Here is a 17,552-nt window from a genome sequence, read left to right as displayed (position 1 = left end):
AATTTATTATCAGGGATTTCTTTTAGAAAGTAACCATGCTGTCCCGTATTTAGGGTTGTCTTTCCTGAACCCTTCGAGAAATAATTCAGCTTCTTTCTTGTCGAAGAATGATGCTACATAGATTCTATATCTGTCCGGGGATTCTATGATGGAAGCATCTTTAAAGTCTTCGTTTTGTATCTTGCTTAGTAGTATATCGGCTCTGCTTTTAGACTCTTCACCACCTATTATAATATAATAGGTACGTGCAGGCTTTTCCCAGACCTGATTGTTTTCCAATCTTTGTGTTGGCGTCTCCACTTTGGGAAAGGTGATGGTGGTTACTTCTTTGTTTGTCAGAGATAAAGAAGTGCTTATAGAAGAAAGGAAACTGGCACTCTGAGTCACCTCCTGATTGTTATTAATGTTAACACTTGGGATTGTAAATAAGAGTATGGCAACAGCGGCCGCTGCTACGCTTCCAGCTATGTACTTGAATGAGATATATTTTTTCTCTTTATCAATGGATTCGTTTATGTCCTCTATACGTCTGATCCCAGTATGGTATAGCCCGATATAGTCCGGATGTGTGTAATCCCTGTTCGGCGTAAATATGATGTTCTCATCAATATTCATACTCATAGAGCCTATGTTTCCACAAGAGATATATCTGTTGATCTTCAGGTCTGATTTGATCCTTTTTACAGATTCTTTTATCTTGTTACAGGCAGCATCGTAAGTAATGTTCTCTATCTTCATTATGTATGAAGGTAGAACGCCATCATTATGAGTTATTTCAGGATTGAATGTGATTGTATATCGTGGGGCCTGAACTTCTCCGTTTTTTGAAATGGTGGAAATATCCAGGTTTATAATAAAAGCTCCTAGATTCTGGATGATGACACAGTTATGTGTGGGTAATAAAAAATCTAAATAATTAAAGAGTTCTCTTTTCATAATACAAATATAAATATAATATATATCATTCCCGAGTTAAGGAGAGTAAATACTTATCAACATTTTTTCATCAATTGTAAATTCTTGGTTGTGGTGGGTTTTTATGTATGTTTTGTCTGTAATAAAATTAAAGTCTTTTGAGAATTATTTCATTTAAAAACATTACTTTTGTGCAATAATTAACCACAAACGATACAAAACTGCAAGATTTATATTTGTAGAAAAGGTATTTACGTATGAATTTAGATAATATAGTTATCCGTCAGATACAAGATTCCATCTCTGTGAAAGAGAAAATGCTTGATGATTTAGACTTGCTAAAGGCTGTGAGAGTTGCGGCTGAAATGGTTATTTCTGCTTATCAGGACAATAAAAAAACGATGCTTGCCGGAAATGGAGGAAGCGCAGCCGATGCTCAACATATTGCCGGGGAATTTGTAAGCCGGTTTTATTTTGATCGACCAGGAATTCCGTCCATTTCATTATCAACAGATACTTCAATAATAACAGCAATCGGGAATGATTATGGCTTCGAAAAGCTTTTTGCCCGGCAGATTCAAGCTCAGGGGGTTCCGGGAGATGTTTTTATTGGTATAACAACATCGGGTAATTCGGAAAATATTATCCAGGCTTTAAATGTGTGTAAAGAAAGAGGAATCAAATCTATTGTGATGAGTGGAGAGACTGGAGGTAAGGCTGCTACTCTATGCGATCTTTGTATAAAAGTTCCATCAAAAGAAACGCCAAGAATACAGGAATCTCATATATTGATCGGACATATAATATGTTGTATAGTGGAAGATGTGTTGTTTGGGTATTATAGATAAGCTGTTATTATACTCTAGTAAGAAGTGATTGGCTGGTTATCTATTGAAAATGTTGGAATAAAAAGCTTGCTTTCAGTTAAAAAATCCCTACATTTGTAGCGCAAAAATAAAATCGATGGTTTTGTGATATTGCACTGAGACGTAAATACTTGTTTTCTTGGGTGGTAATTGAAAACTTATTTTGATCAATAAGCTCTTGGTTTTATTGATCTTATTAATCCAAAATTAGAGATAATGAAATTATTATTAAGAAGGATATGTTTAGTATTATTGATACCTGTGTTGTTAGGATCTTGTACGGCATATAAAAAAATCCCTTATTTAACAGACGCAGAGTTAATATCGACAGAGGAATTTGCTAAATCAGCAGAAAACTATGAAGCAAAAATAATGCCTAAGGATGTATTAAGTATAACGGTTAATACACCAACGCGGGAGGCTGCGAGTGATTTTAATTTGCCTATACTTCCTTCCGGATCTAATAATGTTTTGCAAACACAAATAACAAACATTAGTACAGGAGGTGTTTCAGGGAGTCTTCAAAATTATATTGTCGACAATAGTGGCTTCATAAATTTTCCTGTAATAGGAAAGATTGAAATTGGAGGGTTGACAAAAAAAGAGGCGGAAAAGAAGATCTATTCATTGGTTTATCCTAAATATCTAAAAGAAGAGCCTATTGTTAATATTCGTTTTTTGAATTATAAAGTTGCTGTATTAGGTGAAGTTGCAAGGCCTGGCCTATATACGTCAGAGAACGAACAAATGACTCTCTTTGATGCATTAGCATCAGCTGGAGATCTTACTATATATGGAAATCGGAAAAATGTACTCCTTGTAAGAGAAAATGCAGATGGAGAACGTAGTGTTCGCCGGATAGATTTGCAAGACAAAGATGTATTGCTTAATAATGATATTTATTATTTGCAACAAAATGATAAGATAATTGTTTCACCAAATAAGGCAAAAGGAAATAATTCTTCATTTGGTACATTCGAATCGTTGGCTTTGTCTGGTTTGTCTATACTGATTTCTGTTATTGCTATAATAACTAGATGAAACTCTATTAATGGTTGATTTTTAATGTAAAAACAGATTGTCTAAAAGTATGAATAAATTTTCTTCAGAATCTGGTTATAGTAATCTCGAAAATAAAGAAGAGGAAATTGATTTAAGAGAAATCCTTTTTAAATATATACTCCATTGGAGGTGGTTTGTATTATCAGCAATAGTATTTCTTATAATAGGGGTTTTTGTATATTTGAGAATGGATCGACAATATGGTGTTTCTACATCTGTCTTATTGAAAGAAAATACAGGAACAGGTGCTCAAAAAAACAGTCCTTTAGGTGCATTGGAAGATTTGGGCTTATTGAGTACAACCAATAATGTTGATAATGAAATTGCTGTTTTTTCTTCGCCTAATTTAATGCGACAGGTTGTATCTACGTTAGAACTACAGACTTCTTATTTTGAAAGTGGTTTTTTTAGGGATACTGAAATTTATCAAAATTGTCCTTTCTATGTAAGACTGGAAGATGTAAAACCTGACGAATTAGATGGCTTTATAAAATTACACATAAAGAAAAATGGACCATCTGTTTCTGTCCGGGGTAAATATTATTTGAAGAAAGATGAAACAGAAATAGATGGAAATTTGGATAAATTACCCGGATTCATAGAATTACCTTCGAATTTAGGACGCCTTTATGTTACTGATAAACCGAATATAGATGAAGAGCAACTGGATGAAGAATACATTGTTACTATACAGAATGTTCAAAAAGTAGCTTATGGATTGGCTAGTGAGCTAAAGGTGTCTTCAACAACTAAGAACTCATCAGTATTGACCATTGGCCTCGATCTGCTTAATGTTGATAAAGGCATAGATATCCTTAATGAAATAGTTAAGATTTATAATGAAAATAATATTAAGGATAATAATGAAATGGCGTATAATACGTCTAAATTTATAAATGAGCGTTTAGATAGTATTTCAATAGAGTTAAGCGGCATTGAAGATAAGGTTGTTAATTACAAAAAAGAGCAAGGAATCACAGACTTAAGCACTGAAGCAAAAGTTTTTGTAGAACAGACCTCTACTGTAGAACAACGCCGAATTGATATTGAAACTCAATTGAAAACTATAGAGTGGGTAGAGAACTTTGTACAAAAGCCAGATAATAATTATAAACTGATTCCAAACCTAGGAATTACAGATCCGGGATTATCTGCAATTATCGCACAATATAATGAGTCTTTATTAGCGTTTCAAAGATTAGAACGAAGTACAAGTGAAAGTAGCCCTTCGCGACAGGCTGTGTTATCAGAGTTAGCTAACACACGAGAAAGTATTCAAAGTGCGGTAAATACTGTTCGCCGGGGGTTGAATATCGCAAAGCTAGATGCAGACCATCAAGCCTCTCAGATTTCTGCTCGAATACGTACTGTGCCAATGCAGGAAAGAGGACTGTTAGAGGTGACTCGTCAACAGCAAATCAAACAAGCGTTGTATCTTTATTTGATGCAAGTACGCGAAGAGACAAGTATAACCATGGCTTCTACGGCAGATAAAGCTAAGGTAATAACAGATCCTGTTGTTCCAGATGAACCTATTTCTCCTAAGAGGAATATAATATTACTGGCATCACTCTTAATTGGCCTTGTAATTCCTGTTGCTGTTATTTATATCCGTGATATGATGCAGTTGAATATAACGGGAAGAGAAGAACTTGAAAAATTATCTGATGTTACTGTTATTGGTGAAATTATGAATAAAGACGAGGATGGAGTAATAGTTATGGGTAAAGATAAAACAACTCCTATTGTCGAATTATTCAGAACATTAAGAAATAATATTCAGTTTATATTAAATGATCCTGACAAGAAAGTCGTTTTGGTAACATCGACAATACCAGGAGAAGGTAAAACATTTGTAAGTGTAAACACAGCCGTATCCTTTGCTTTGTCTGAAAAGAGAGTTCTTTTGATAGGTATGGATATCCGGAATCCAAAATTAGCTGTGGATATGGGTTTTTCTAAAGGAGACGGGCTGACTGCTTATTTGTCTGGAAGCGAACCTGATTGGAAGCAATTGTTAGCTTCTGTTACGGAATTTCCAAATTTGGATATCTTGCAGGCTGGAATTATTCCGCCAAACCCGAATGAGCTACTGATGAAACCGTCATTGAAAGAATTACTAGATGAAGCAAGAGAACTCTATGATGTAATTGTTATCGATTCCGCACCAATAGGCGTTGTTTCCGATACGTTTTTGCTTAGTCTATATGCTGATACGACAATATATGTTACTAGGGAAAATGTAACACCTAGGAATGCGATAACATTTGTAAATGATGTATATCATGATAAAAGGCTACCAAATATGTATTTGGTCATAAATGGAGTTGAGCCATCTAAGAATAGGGGAAGATATGGCCGTTATGGGTATGGGTATACTTATGGATATGGCGAAAATAAAAAATAGTATTTGAAAATAGCTTGCCTGATGGTGAGGTGAGTCGGTTTTATTGGTTCAAATTTAGTAAGGCTTTATATACATATTCTTTATAAAACGAACCATATTTGATATTTTACCTATGTAGGTAATTCGGTTTTTTAACTAGTGGGCTATATATATTTATATCAATACAGAACTAATGAATGCCGCAAATAAAGTAGCATTAAATACAGGTATTTTGTATGCTAAGATGTTGATTACAATAGGTATCTCATTGTACTCGACACGGCTTGTCCTGAACTATTTAGGTGAGTCTGATTTTGGCGTGTTCAATTTGATAGCTGGTGTAATAGCAATGCTTGCCTTTTTGAACGCAGCAATGACTACCTCCACTCAGCGGTATCTCTCTTTTCATCAGGGTACAGGTGATTTTGAAATGCAAAAGAAGGTTTTTGCAAACAGTTGGATTTTACATATCCTAATTGGAATTATTGTCGTTATTGCATTGGAAGGTATCGCCCCATTTTTGTTTAATGGTTTTTTGAATATTTCTCCTGACAGAATATCTGCGGCAAAAGCAGTTTATCAATTTATGACGGCTTCTGTCTTTTTTACGATTATTGCGGTTCCCTTTACTGCGTCATTAAATGCACACGAAAATATGCTGTGGATATCTATTGTATTAATCATAGAATCAATTTTTAAATTGTTGATAGCTATTTCCTTGGCGTATTTTATTCAGACAGAACGATTAATTTATTATGGATTTTTTACTGCTATTATAGCATTTGTGTCTTTCTTACTTTATGGAATATATTGTTTGAAAAAATATAAAGAATGTATTGTTACCAATTATCAAATAGATAAGTCTTTGATGAAAGAAATAGGCAGTTTTGCAGGATGGAGTTTGGGGGGTGCATTAACATACAATGTCAGAACACAAGGTATTGCAGTGATTTTTAATATCTTCTTTAATACAATTATTAATTCAGCGTTTGGCATTGCACAGCAAATTTTCGCTCAGGCAAGTTTTCTATCGCAGGCATTGCTTCGGGCGTTCAACCCACAAATAGTAGCCAGTGAAGGAATGGGTAATAGACAACGGATGTTACGTCTTTCAATGAAAGCATGTAAATTTAGCTTTTTGCTTGTTACAATAATTGCTGTTCCCTGTATTTTTGAAATGCCTGCAATTTTGAGGTTTTGGCTAGAAAATGTACCTGATTATACAGTTTCATTTTGTTCTTTGATTCTGGTTGCACTTTTATTCAATCAGCTGACAGTCGGTTTGCAACCAGCTGTTCAGGCTGTTGGTAAAGTTAAATATTATCAGATTATTATCAGTAGTATTTACTTGTTTAACTTGCCGATTGCATATGTTTTGCTGAAAGCAAAATTCCCTATAAATTCTGTTATGATTTGTTTTGCCTTGATTGAATTTTTAGCAACTATTTTTCGGATAGTATATATAAAAAAGATTGCGAATATGTCAGTTAGGGTTTTTTTTAATAATGTAATATGGCGAATAACGATACCTTTTTTTGTTATTATTTTGGTTTGTTGGATAATAACAAATAACTTTTCATTTGAATATCGTTTTATTTTTACAGCAATTATTTCGGCTGCAATTTTTATTATAAGCATTTTTCTTATAGGCTTGTGTAAGGATGAAAAAAAGATGATTAATGGGATGTTACAAAATGTTATATGTAAAATAAAGAAATAATTTTGATGAAAGATAAAGTTAAGAAGATGTTAAAATATATATTACCGAAGTGGTTTAAACAAGGACTGGTTAATTGGGCTAATTCACTCAAAGAATTATATATTTGTGAAATAATTCCAATAATTCTATCTCGTCACGTTAGAAAAATTATGTATAGGTTGTTGGGGGCCAAAATCGGAAAAGATGTTGCAATGTATCGCTCGTTGGAAATACGTAACCCTGCAGGGCTAATGATTAAAGGAAATAATTCAATCGGGAAAAATGTCGTTTTAGATGCACGGAAAGGACTGGTGATAAATGAAGGTGTAACGATTGCTTCGCAAGTTATTATTTGGACTTTACATCACGATTATAATGACCCTGATTTTGCAACTGAGGGAGAAAAGGTGGAGATTGGTGACTATGCGTGGATTTGCTCTCGAGTAGTTATTTTACCAGGTGTAAAAATTGGAAAGGGAGCCATAGTCGCTTCTGGTGCAATTGTAACTAAGAATGTTCCTGATTATGCAATAGTGGGAGGAGTTCCCGCAAAGATTATAGGAGAACGAAAAATTAAAGAATTTAATTATAGTCCTTTCCATGTAAAACATATTGTTTAAAGTGTATGGAAGTAAAAAATAGAATAATGAGTGTTTTTCGATACATAAAAAGATATTCTCCATTTTTTAAAGATTACAGTAATGATCAGGAAGTTATCTTCACAAACTTGCGAGTTAAGTGCCATATATTAGACAAGGGAATACATATTGTTCCTTTTGAGAAGGGGCATAGTGGTGCAGCCTACAGGCAATGTATTGAACTACGCGATAAACTGACTGATGAGAAAATACTTGCAGATGATTCGTATTTCTGGGCTTGTGCTGTGATAGAGAAATATGAAAGATTACAAAATGGCAAATCTGTAGAACTAAATGAAGATGTTGCTAATAATTACTCACAGCAGGATAAAGAATTTTTTTATAAAATAATAAAATCGCGAATTTCAACCCGTAATTATATAGACAAACAAGTGCCAGATGAACTTTGGAATGAAATTGTTGATATAGCTAATGATGCACCAAGTGGCTGTTGTCGTCAACCTAGTCGTTTCTATATTGAAAGTGAGGAGAAAAATATTGTTAAATTATTGCCAAATATAGCAGGTACAACAGGTTATAGTTCAAAAGTTCCGCATTTGATATGTATTACCGCTGATACCCGGCCATTTCCGGTACAGGCGAAATTGATGCCAGTGATTGATGCGACTTTAAGTATTCAAAATTTTCTGCTTGCGTGCACTGTAAATAATATTTATACTGTGCCGTTAAACTGGCAATTTGCAACTCTAAAAGAGGAGAAAGCAGTTAAACAAATTTTAAATATTCCTGATTATGAAAAGATAATTCTTTTTGTTACAGCAGGATATTCCAATACAATACCAGAAAAGCCCAAAAGACTAAATGTGAATTGGATAAGGAAGAGATAGGAAATTATGACAGGCAATACGATTTTGATACTTAATGCAAGTGTTTATACGCTGACATTATTGATTTACTATATAAGGAGCAAATCATTTAATGTCGGGGTATTTTTGTTATTGCTCTATTCTGTTGCTGCGTGGAGTTCAGTACTGTACTATAATCATAAATTATTTATTTACTCTTACAGTTATTCATCTATAACAGTGGAACCATTTATATACTTGTATGTAGTATTAATGTTGTTTCTTTATCCTTTCTTGAAATTTAAGACAAATGAAATTTTAAAGATTGAAGCACCCAATAAAAGAAAAATGCTTTTGTTGATTAAGATATTGACAATATTACAATTGTTTATTATTTTAATCCAACTTCCCAATGTGGCAGATATAATAACTAGTGCAAATTGGGGTGAATTAAGAAACTCTCAATATGATTTAGAATATAAATTCTGGTTTAGCAGTATTCCTATAGTTAGCCGTTTTTATGGTTTGGTAGCAGGAATATTACCTATTTCCATTGTTTTGTCGTTTTATTTTTATTTTATTGATACATATAAGAATAAATGGCAAAGTTGGTTTTTTTATTCTACAATAATAGTTGTTGTACTTAACCAAATAGTAGTAGCTGGACGAGGCTCCCTCTTGTTGTTTATAGTATATATATTTAGTGTGTTTTTATTATTTTACAAAAAAATACCTGAAAGGAAAAGAAAATTAATTATAAAACTATCTGTTGTACCCATAGCAATATTCATTGTTTTTTTTGTCTCTGTTTCACAATCCAGATTTGGAGATGCGGTATCATTTGAAACATACCGTTATGCAGGTGAAAGTATGATAAATTTTAATGGAAAATTATATTATGAATTGAAGGATAGTACCAATGGTAATGCCTATTTTGTATTATTAACAAACATATTTGACCGGGATAACGCTTTTAAAACTGTTATTGAAAAGTGGAACTATATAGAAAATATAACGGGTGTCGATGCTCATTACTTTTATACATTTATTGGGGCATTTCTACTGGAATTTGGAAAGATAATTACTTTTTTAATTGCAATCATATTTTGTATTATTAGTTCTTGGGTTTTGAGAAAAAATAAAACAACAACTTTACCTATTATTTTATATTATTCAATATGGGGTTATATGTTTTCTTCCGGTATCTTTTTCTTTAATTTACAAAATGCAACAGGGAATTTTACGATTATTCTATTAATTTTTCTTATGTTTTATTTAAAAAACAAAAACGCTAAAAAAATATATTATGAAAATAGGTCTTCTTACTTATCACGCAGTCGCTAATTTTGGAGCACAACTGCAAACTTTTTCGACTGTATCATATTTGAGAAACAATGGATATGATCCGGTAATTATAAACTGGTTTCCAGAGGATTTGGAAAATTTTTATAAAAAAATAATTCCTCAAAAACAATTGAATGAACATTCGAAGTTTATTCTGGAAAATATGCCAATAACACAGCTCTGCAGAACAGAAGCAGATGTTATATCTGTGATAGAAGAAGAAAATATTGAGGGAGTGATAATAGGAAGTGATGCTATACTTAATTATCAAACTTTTAGATCGAGAATAAACTTGACTAAAAAAGGATTGAAACTTGACAAAAAAGAAAGTAATAGAGCTTACCCTAATCCTTTTTGGGGTAGTTTTGCAACTAAATTAAATAAAAAGATACCGATTGTAATGATGTCTGCTTCTGCTCAAAATTCTTCTTATACTCAAATTCATAACTCTTTGCGTAAAAAGATGCAGGAAAGTCTTTTAAATTTCGATTTCATTACAGTACGTGATAAGTGGGCTCAAAATATGGTTAAATATTTGACGCAAGGAAAACGTATACCAATGATTACTCCCGACCCTGTTTTCGGTTTTAATTATAATGCAGAAAAGGCAATCCCCACTAAAGAAGAAATTTTATCTAAATTTAATTTGCCTGAAAAATATATTCTATTAAGTTTTAATGAAAACGGAGGATATTCTGTATCGGAAGATTGGTTCGATACATTTGAACAATTGGCGAACAAGGCAGGTTATTCTGCTGTTGCTTTATGTATGCAGAGTGGAATTAAATTTAAAAATAATTTGAAATATAAAATAGATATACCATTGGCTCCCTTCGATTGGTATGCGTTGATTAAATATTCGCAGGGTTATATTGGGCATAAAATGCATCCTATTGTTATATCGCTTCATAATGCAAATCCATTTTTCAGTTTTGATAATTTTGGAATTGTAAGATTCAAATATTTTGTTAATTATAAATCAAGTAAAATATTTCATATATTGAATGAAGCAGGATTATTAAAAAACAGGTGTACGGCACTTGGAAGATTTAGTTATAAAGAACCTGCCCCTGAAATGGTACTTGATTGTATTTTGAATTTCGACAAGAAAAAGTGTAAAGAATTCTCGGATCGATATTTGAATTGTTATGTGAATATGATGAAAGATATAGAGAACACTTTAAGGAGTTAAATAAATTAATTAATGATATTGTATCTGGCAATATGACGTAAAATATTTATTTACTAGATGACAACGATTATATATAAATAAATTACATGAAAAATAAACCAAAAATAGCATGGGTAACAGCCGATTATTTTATTGATTGTGATATTGATATTATTAATGGCTTATTAGATAGATATAATATTGATTGGTTTATTATTCTGCCTCGTAATAATGCTCGTTATAATGAAACACAGATTAAGAATGTTATTAATAATAGTGTTAATTTACATTTTATATATGATGCTAGTCGCTTTCGAAGTATAAGAAAAATTAAATTTTATTATAGTCTCTGTAAACGTATTGAAAAGATAAGATCAGATGTTACTTACATTAATATGCAAGGATTTCCGTATCTATTTTTTATTGCATCATTTTTTTTGAAAAGAAGAAAAACTATTTTTACTGTTCATCAAAGTGTAGTGCATGGAGGAATGAAATATAAAAAACTTACTTCAATATATTTTAAACTTCTATATTCATGGTTCTCTTATTTTCATTTATACTCAGAAAGCCAGGCTAAAAGTTTCAGAGAAAAATATTCGAATAAAAATATATTTATTATCCCTCTTGGTCTGAAGAGTTTTGGTGAAAAACCTAAAACTAATCTACGAAATAAAATTGTTTTTCTGAACTTTGGTACGATATTGAAGAATAAAAATATAAAAAGTTTGATATTAGCCTCTAATAATCTATATGAGAAAGGCTATAGCAATTTTACTACAAAAATTGTGGGACATTGTGATAATTGGGAAGAGTATTCTCAATTAATAAAGTACCCTCAGGTATTTGATTTAAATATAAATGCAATATCTAATCAAGAGATACCTGAATTATTTTCTAGTGTCGATTATTTGGTACTTCCTTATTCTCAGGTTTCTCAGAGTGGACCTCTGAAAATTGCTTTTAATTATAATGTACCTGTAATTGCTTCTGATTTGGATGAGTTTAAATATGAAATAGAAAATGATTATTCCGGCTATTTGTTTGAGTGTAATAATATATCCTCTTTAACAGACGTTTTAGCTAAAGCAATAAATAATTATTCTTATGAGTATGAAAATCTAAGAAAGGGGCAGAAACAATTAGTAGATGAAAGATATTCAGGAGATATAATATTAAGTAAATATATAGAAACGTTTAATTTTGTATTGAATGCTGAAAAAAATTAAGACTAATCTTCGCTATAATAGCGGAATAATAATACTTCGTTTATTTAAAGAGATACTCTTGGAATATTCTACTATAATAAAACATTTAGGAGAAGTATCGAAGAAAAAGAAAAAAGAAAAATGGGAGGCAGATATACTTATAAGGTTTCATGCTATAGAGAAAGGGTTGTCATTAAAAAATCCAAGAATCGGTTTTGGTGAAGAAAAAGTGCAGATACTATTAATTAATATACTAGAAATTACTCAAAAGTATGGATATATAGAAAATTTGGCTAAATATAAAAGTATTTTAGATGCCTATTTTAATTTTAATAAACAAAATGGACATCAGAATGAAAAGTTATATAATTTTTTTATAGATGTTTATAGTAAAATACCGAACAAGTTGCCTTTTGATGGCGGATCTAAAGTCGTTTGGAAAAAAGATATTCTAGAGAATGTAAACTTTAATTTCGAAGATTTTTTTAATAACAGATATTCTATACGAAATTTTTCTACAGAAAGTATTCCGTTTGAATTAATACAAAAATGTTTTAAAATTGCTGAAAAAACACCATCCGCATGTAATAGGCAATCATGGCGAATATATGTAGTTCGTGATAAAAAGAAGAAAAAACAGATTTTAGAATGGCAAGGTGGAAATAGAGGTTTTAGTGATGAGATTGATACAGTAATCGTTGTGTGTAGTGATATCAATATGTACTTTATTAATGAAAGGCATCAACCATATGTCGATGGAGCTCTTTATGGAATGAGTCTAATATTGGCTTTTCACTCAAAAGGCTTGGGAACAATTCCTTTAACATTAGGTATGCTTAATAATAAGATGAATTTATTACATTCATATTTAGACATACCTAAAAATCATATTCCTATTTTAATGATTGGAGTAGGGCAGTTGGAAGAAAGCTTTGAAGTCGCATGTTCCTCTCGGATACCTAGTACTGACTATGTCCAAATTTTATAAAGAATGTTAATATAAATATGAAAATAGCAATACTTACTTTTACAAAGGGAATTAATCCGGGAACATTTATGCAAGCATATAGTGTTCAGTATGCACTGAAGGAAATCTTTCCTGATGCCAATATTACGTTTTTAGATATAATAGACTTTAAAAAAAATGCAATTACTAAATTGCCAGATCGTTCGATAAAGACCCTATTTTTTCAAAAGTTATACGCTTTTATAAGACTCATCAATTATCGAAAATCATATAAGAAAATATTTAATCTAACTAATGAGAAATACGATCTGTTTAACTACGATCAGAATCGAATTAAAGAGCAATTAGAAAAGTTTGATTTGCTGGTTATAGGAAGTGATACAATATTGGAACAGATGTGTCTAAATGGGAAGATTGGCTTAAATTATCCATCCTATAAAATCAATTTAAAAAAGATATACTTTTCGGCTAGTGCTTCTCCGGCAAATTTTACTATCACAGGTTCATTGAAAGAAGAAGTGAAGTTAAACTTAGAAGACTTTACATTTATAGGACTAAGGGATGAATTAACGATGAGGCTATTTACTGAGAGAATTGGGCTCAATCCTGTGTTGATCTTAAAACAGCCGGATCCGACTTTTTGTCTCAAAAATATTAATGAATTCGTATTGCCTAAGCGATATGTAAATAAATTAAGAGACAAGAAGAAAATAGCGTTATATAATTTTAATATTAATTTTCCATATAGAAAAGAACTCGCTACTTTGTTGAAAGATAAAGGGTATACTCTTATTTCTACTTTTTATAATCCTTATGTGGATATACCGATAGCTACAGTTGATGCTTTTGGGTGGGCTGGAGTATTCAAATATTGTGATATTGTTATAACAGAAAGGTTTCATGATACGATATTTGGTCTTCGAAATGGCAAACCGGTAATTGCTATAGATTGGGATCAAGAACGGTTTTCAGAGACGAAAGATTCTAAAACTTTGAAATTACTAGAAGATTATGATCTGAAAGAATTTCATTTCAATCTTTATAATAATAGTGATCTGAACCCTATTGCTCAAGTAATAGATTCCTTAGATTCTTTTGATAAACAAAGAATCTTGGATAAAAATGAATTTTTATGTAATAAGGCTCAATCTCTTTTAATGCATATAAAGGAAAAGATTATTTTATGAATAGGATAAAGATATGCTATCTTGTTTCTTCACTATCTAACGAGGGGCCTGTAAATGTAATGTATAATATTATAAAATACATTAATCTTGAGAAATTTGATGTGTCAATAATTACTCTTATTCCTGAAAAAGAAAATAGCCGGTTTAAAGAATTTAAGAAATTACCTGTTGTTATTCACCAATTATCAGCAGATTTTAAATTGAACTTACTAAAGCTTTTTTATTTATTGAAAGATAAGGTGAGCGAAGTTAATCCGGACATACTTCATTCTCATTGTCCCCGTTCCCTTTATCTGATGAAATTTTTATCCTCAGAATATAAAAAGACCTATACAATACATATTTATCCCGGTCAACAGCAAATTGTATTATATGGGAAATTACTGGGCAACATAGTTATAAGATTAAATAATTTCTTCACAAAAAGAATAGACCTTCCAATTGGCTGTGCAGAAAGTGTAAGTGAATTGTACAAAATAAATCAAGGATGGAATATTACGAATATCCCCAATGGAACGGACTTACCCTTATGGAAAAAAGACTTAGAATATAGACAAGTTTTACGCAAGGAACTAGGACTTAAACAAGATATAAAGTATTTCATTTTTATCGGACGCTTCTCGAAAGAAAAGAATCCAGATATTTTATTCAATGTTTTTAAGCATTATTTACGCTCTGATATAGGTTTAATTATGTTAGGTAATGGACCTATGTGGGATAACTTAAAAAATGAAGAGTGTGATAATATCATAATGCCCGGTTTTACTACAAGAGTATATGATTACTTAAAAGTAGCTGATTATTATATTTCAACATCAGATACTGAAGGTCTGGCAAACACATTACTTGAGAGCATGACAGTCGGGTTGCCTATGTTGTTGTCAGATATACCTTCTCATCACGAAATATTGCGTAATTTTGAACATAATGAAGTTGGAATGATAATTGATCAGCATAATGTGGAAAGTATTAAAAAAGGAATTGATTTTATCGGGGAACTGGATCATGATAAGGTATGTCAAAGTGTCCAACATTTATTTCTTGAAAAATATACAGCTAAACGCATGTCTGAACAATATCAGTATGAATATTCAAAAGTATTAAATCAATAAATATGAAATATCTAATCACAGGAGGCTCTGGCTTTATTGGAACCAACTTAATATCTTTTCTGCTTAAAAATAGTGACGGAGAAATATTGAATATTGATTATAAAAAACCAAATTTAGCAGAGCATACTGTCTTGTGGAAAAATATTGATATTAGAGAGGGTGAACAACTGAAAAAAGAGGTAATTTCCTATCAACCGGATATTGTAATTCACCTCGCTGCACGTACCGATTTGAATGGTAAAGAATTGGATGAATATTCGACAAACACCGAAGGTGTAAAGAATCTTTTAGAGGCATTGGCCGAGGTTCCAAACCTGAAACGGGCTATATTTACTTCGTCTATGTATGTCTGTGAGCCAGGTTACAAACCAAATAGCGATGAAGACTATCATCCTCATACGATATATGGTGTAAGTAAAGTTGAAACGGAACGGATAATAAAAATATTTGATCCACAATATACATGGAGTATAATACGTCCAACTTCAATTTGGGGACCATACTTTGGAGAACCGTACAATTTATTCTTTAAAATCGTTCTTTCTCGAAAGTATTTCCATATGGGAAGACGTGCCTGTAAAAAAACATATGGATATATTGATAATACAGTATATCAAATCGTTTCGCTCTTAAGTGCTCCTGAAAGTTATATATCAAAAAAGGTCTTCTACTTAGGTGATTATGAACCTTATGATATAACTGAATGGGCTGATGAAATAGCAAAGGCTGCGGGGTTTAATATTCCTAATGTTCCTTTCTTTGCTTTCAGATTAGGGGGCTGGTTTGGCGATTTTCTTAAAATATTTAGAATAAAATTTCCGATGACCAGTTTTCGACTGAAAAATATGACTACAGATAATATCCATGATTTATCATTGATACAAGAGATTGCCCCTGATTTACCTACTAAAAGAATTGAAGGTGTAAAGAAAACTATAGATTGGTTGAAAAATAATTGATATAGATGCGTATTCTTATTTATGGAATAAACTATGCTCCAGAACTTACCGGAATAGGTAAATATACTGGAGAAATGGCTGTATGGATGGCTCAGCAGGGCTACGATGTAAGTGTTATAACAGCTATGCCATACTATCCAGAATGGGAAGTGCATACACGATATAAAGGGAAATTATGGTATAAAGAAATAGTTGATGGAGTTAAAGTATATCGTTGTCCTTTTTATGTGCCTAAAAAAGTTGACTCAAAAAAGAGAATATTGCATGAATTTTCTTTTTTATGGAGTAGTTCCTTTCGATGGTTTGCTACATTATTTAAGAAGCAATATGATTTGGTAATAACTATTTGCCCCCCCTTTCATATTGGAGTATCTTCATATATATATTCTATCTTTAGGAAAACGACTCTTGTAACTCATATTCAAGATCTGCAGATAGATGCGGCGAAAGATTTGGACATGCTTTCTAATCCAAAAGTATTGGGCACTATGTTTAAGCTGGAGAGATTTCTTTTGAAAAAAAGCAGTTTTGTGTCTACCTTAACTAAGGGGATGAAAGACAGGGTGCTTAACAAGGGGATTGATGAAAATAAGATTGTGTTGTTGTCTAATTGGGTGGATATAGATTTTATTAAACCCTTGTCTAAGGCACAATCTTTAAGAGATAAATTTAATATATCTGAAAATGATAAGGTTATTTTGTATTCTGGAAATATGGGGAAAAAGCAAGGCCTTGAAATGTTAATAGACGTGGCAGTTCAGTATAAAGACAGACCAGATATACATTTTATAATGGTAGGCTCCGGTGCTGAAAAGGATAACCTTCAAAAACAGGCAGCTGATAATAAACTTACAAATATGAAGTTTTATCCTCTCCAACCTTATGATCAATTGCCTTCTTTACTGGCTACTGCCGATATCCATCTAGTACTGCAAAAAAAGGAAGCTTCGGATTTGGTGATGCCAAGTAAACTGACAGGGATATTGGCTACGGGAGGCTGTGCTATCGTAACAGCTGTACACGGGTCTTCATTGTATCAAGATGTAGAAAATTATAGCATGGGTATCCTTTGCAAACCTGAATCGAAAGAGGAACTGAAAAAAGCTATAGATAAAGCATTGTCTATCGACACATCAGATATAAGAAAAAATGCGCGGAACTATGCAGAGAATTATCTAGATAAGGATAAAATATTATCTCGGTTTTTAGATAAGGTAATTTCGAAATAAACA

General features: G+C 31.9%; 15 protein-coding genes. 14 read left to right on the top strand and 1 reads right to left on the bottom strand.

Annotated elements, in window-relative coordinates; genetic code table 11:
• Window positions 1-9: 9 nt before the first annotated feature.
• On the bottom strand, window positions 10-936 hold the full coding sequence (locus GGR21_RS15870) for an HU domain-containing protein (protein WP_183308209.1): 927 nt from the start codon (window positions 934-936) through the stop codon (window positions 10-12).
• Window positions 937-1,172: 236 nt separating this feature from the next.
• Between GGR21_RS15870 and GGR21_RS15865 the strand changes: the two genes are divergently transcribed.
• From GGR21_RS15865 to GGR21_RS15800, 14 genes are all read left to right on the top strand, one after another.
• Window positions 1,173-1,763: a D-sedoheptulose-7-phosphate isomerase gene (locus GGR21_RS15865; RefSeq protein ID WP_183308208.1), complete on the top strand. Its 591-nt coding sequence runs from the start codon at window positions 1,173-1,175 to the stop codon at window positions 1,761-1,763.
• Window positions 1,764-1,997: 234 nt separating this feature from the next.
• Entirely contained in the window at window positions 1,998-2,822 is an 825-nt protein-coding gene (locus GGR21_RS15860) for a polysaccharide biosynthesis/export family protein (protein WP_183308207.1), read from the top strand.
• Window positions 2,823-2,871: 49 nt separating this feature from the next.
• A complete protein-coding gene (locus GGR21_RS15855; RefSeq protein ID WP_183308206.1) occupies window positions 2,872-5,250 on the top strand; it encodes a GumC family protein in 2,379 nt (792 codons plus the stop codon).
• A 172-nt stretch (window positions 5,251-5,422) separates the two neighbouring features.
• Window positions 5,423-6,949 carry an MATE family efflux transporter gene (locus GGR21_RS15850; RefSeq protein WP_183308205.1) on the top strand — a complete coding sequence of 509 codons (1,527 nt, stop codon included), beginning with the start codon at window positions 5,423-5,425 and terminating at the stop codon, window positions 6,947-6,949.
• Window positions 6,950-6,954: 5 nt separating this feature from the next.
• Entirely contained in the window at window positions 6,955-7,548 is a 594-nt protein-coding gene (locus GGR21_RS21055; protein WP_317169898.1) for an acyltransferase, read from the top strand.
• Between the two features lie 5 nt (window positions 7,549-7,553).
• The gene (locus GGR21_RS15840) at window positions 7,554-8,414 is read left to right on the top strand and encodes a nitroreductase family protein (protein WP_183308204.1); all 861 of its coding nucleotides are present in this window, start codon (window positions 7,554-7,556) and stop codon (window positions 8,412-8,414) included.
• A 6-nt stretch (window positions 8,415-8,420) separates the two neighbouring features.
• Window positions 8,421-9,716, top strand: coding sequence for an O-antigen polymerase (locus tag GGR21_RS15835; protein WP_183308203.1), 1,296 nt, complete (start codon window positions 8,421-8,423; stop codon window positions 9,714-9,716).
• Window positions 9,679-10,908: a polysaccharide pyruvyl transferase family protein gene (locus GGR21_RS15830; protein ID WP_183308202.1), complete on the top strand. Its 1,230-nt coding sequence runs from the start codon at window positions 9,679-9,681 to the stop codon at window positions 10,906-10,908. Before GGR21_RS15835 ends, GGR21_RS15830 begins: the two co-directional genes overlap by 38 nt.
• Before the next feature lie 86 nt (window positions 10,909-10,994).
• A complete protein-coding gene (locus GGR21_RS15825) occupies window positions 10,995-12,116 on the top strand; it encodes a glycosyltransferase (protein ID WP_183308201.1) in 1,122 nt (373 codons plus the stop codon).
• Window positions 12,100-13,083 (top strand): nitroreductase family protein, encoded by a 984-nt coding sequence (locus GGR21_RS15820; RefSeq protein ID WP_183308200.1) that lies wholly within the window; start codon window positions 12,100-12,102, stop codon window positions 13,081-13,083. Before GGR21_RS15825 ends, GGR21_RS15820 begins: the two co-directional genes overlap by 17 nt.
• A 17-nt stretch (window positions 13,084-13,100) precedes the next feature.
• A complete protein-coding gene (locus GGR21_RS15815) occupies window positions 13,101-14,249 on the top strand; it encodes a polysaccharide pyruvyl transferase family protein (protein WP_183308199.1) in 1,149 nt (382 codons plus the stop codon).
• Entirely contained in the window at window positions 14,246-15,361 is a 1,116-nt protein-coding gene (locus GGR21_RS15810) for a glycosyltransferase family 4 protein (protein ID WP_246348092.1), read from the top strand. The genes GGR21_RS15815 and GGR21_RS15810 overlap by 4 nt, the downstream gene beginning before the upstream one ends.
• A gap of 2 nt (window positions 15,362-15,363) precedes the next feature.
• Window positions 15,364-16,320: an NAD-dependent epimerase/dehydratase family protein gene (locus GGR21_RS15805; protein ID WP_183308198.1), complete on the top strand. Its 957-nt coding sequence runs from the start codon at window positions 15,364-15,366 to the stop codon at window positions 16,318-16,320.
• Between the two features lie 5 nt (window positions 16,321-16,325).
• Window positions 16,326-17,549, top strand: a complete 1,224-nt coding sequence (locus GGR21_RS15800) for a WcaI family glycosyltransferase (protein WP_183308197.1) — start codon at window positions 16,326-16,328, stop codon at window positions 17,547-17,549.
• The last annotated feature ends 3 nt before the right edge of the window (window positions 17,550-17,552 follow it).

This window comes from Dysgonomonas hofstadii (assembly GCF_014196915.1).
Classification (GTDB): domain Bacteria; phylum Bacteroidota; class Bacteroidia; order Bacteroidales; family Dysgonomonadaceae; genus Dysgonomonas; species Dysgonomonas hofstadii.
The sequence above is the reverse complement of the archived record's forward strand: the minus strand, read 5'-3'. Positions and strand labels throughout refer to the sequence as shown.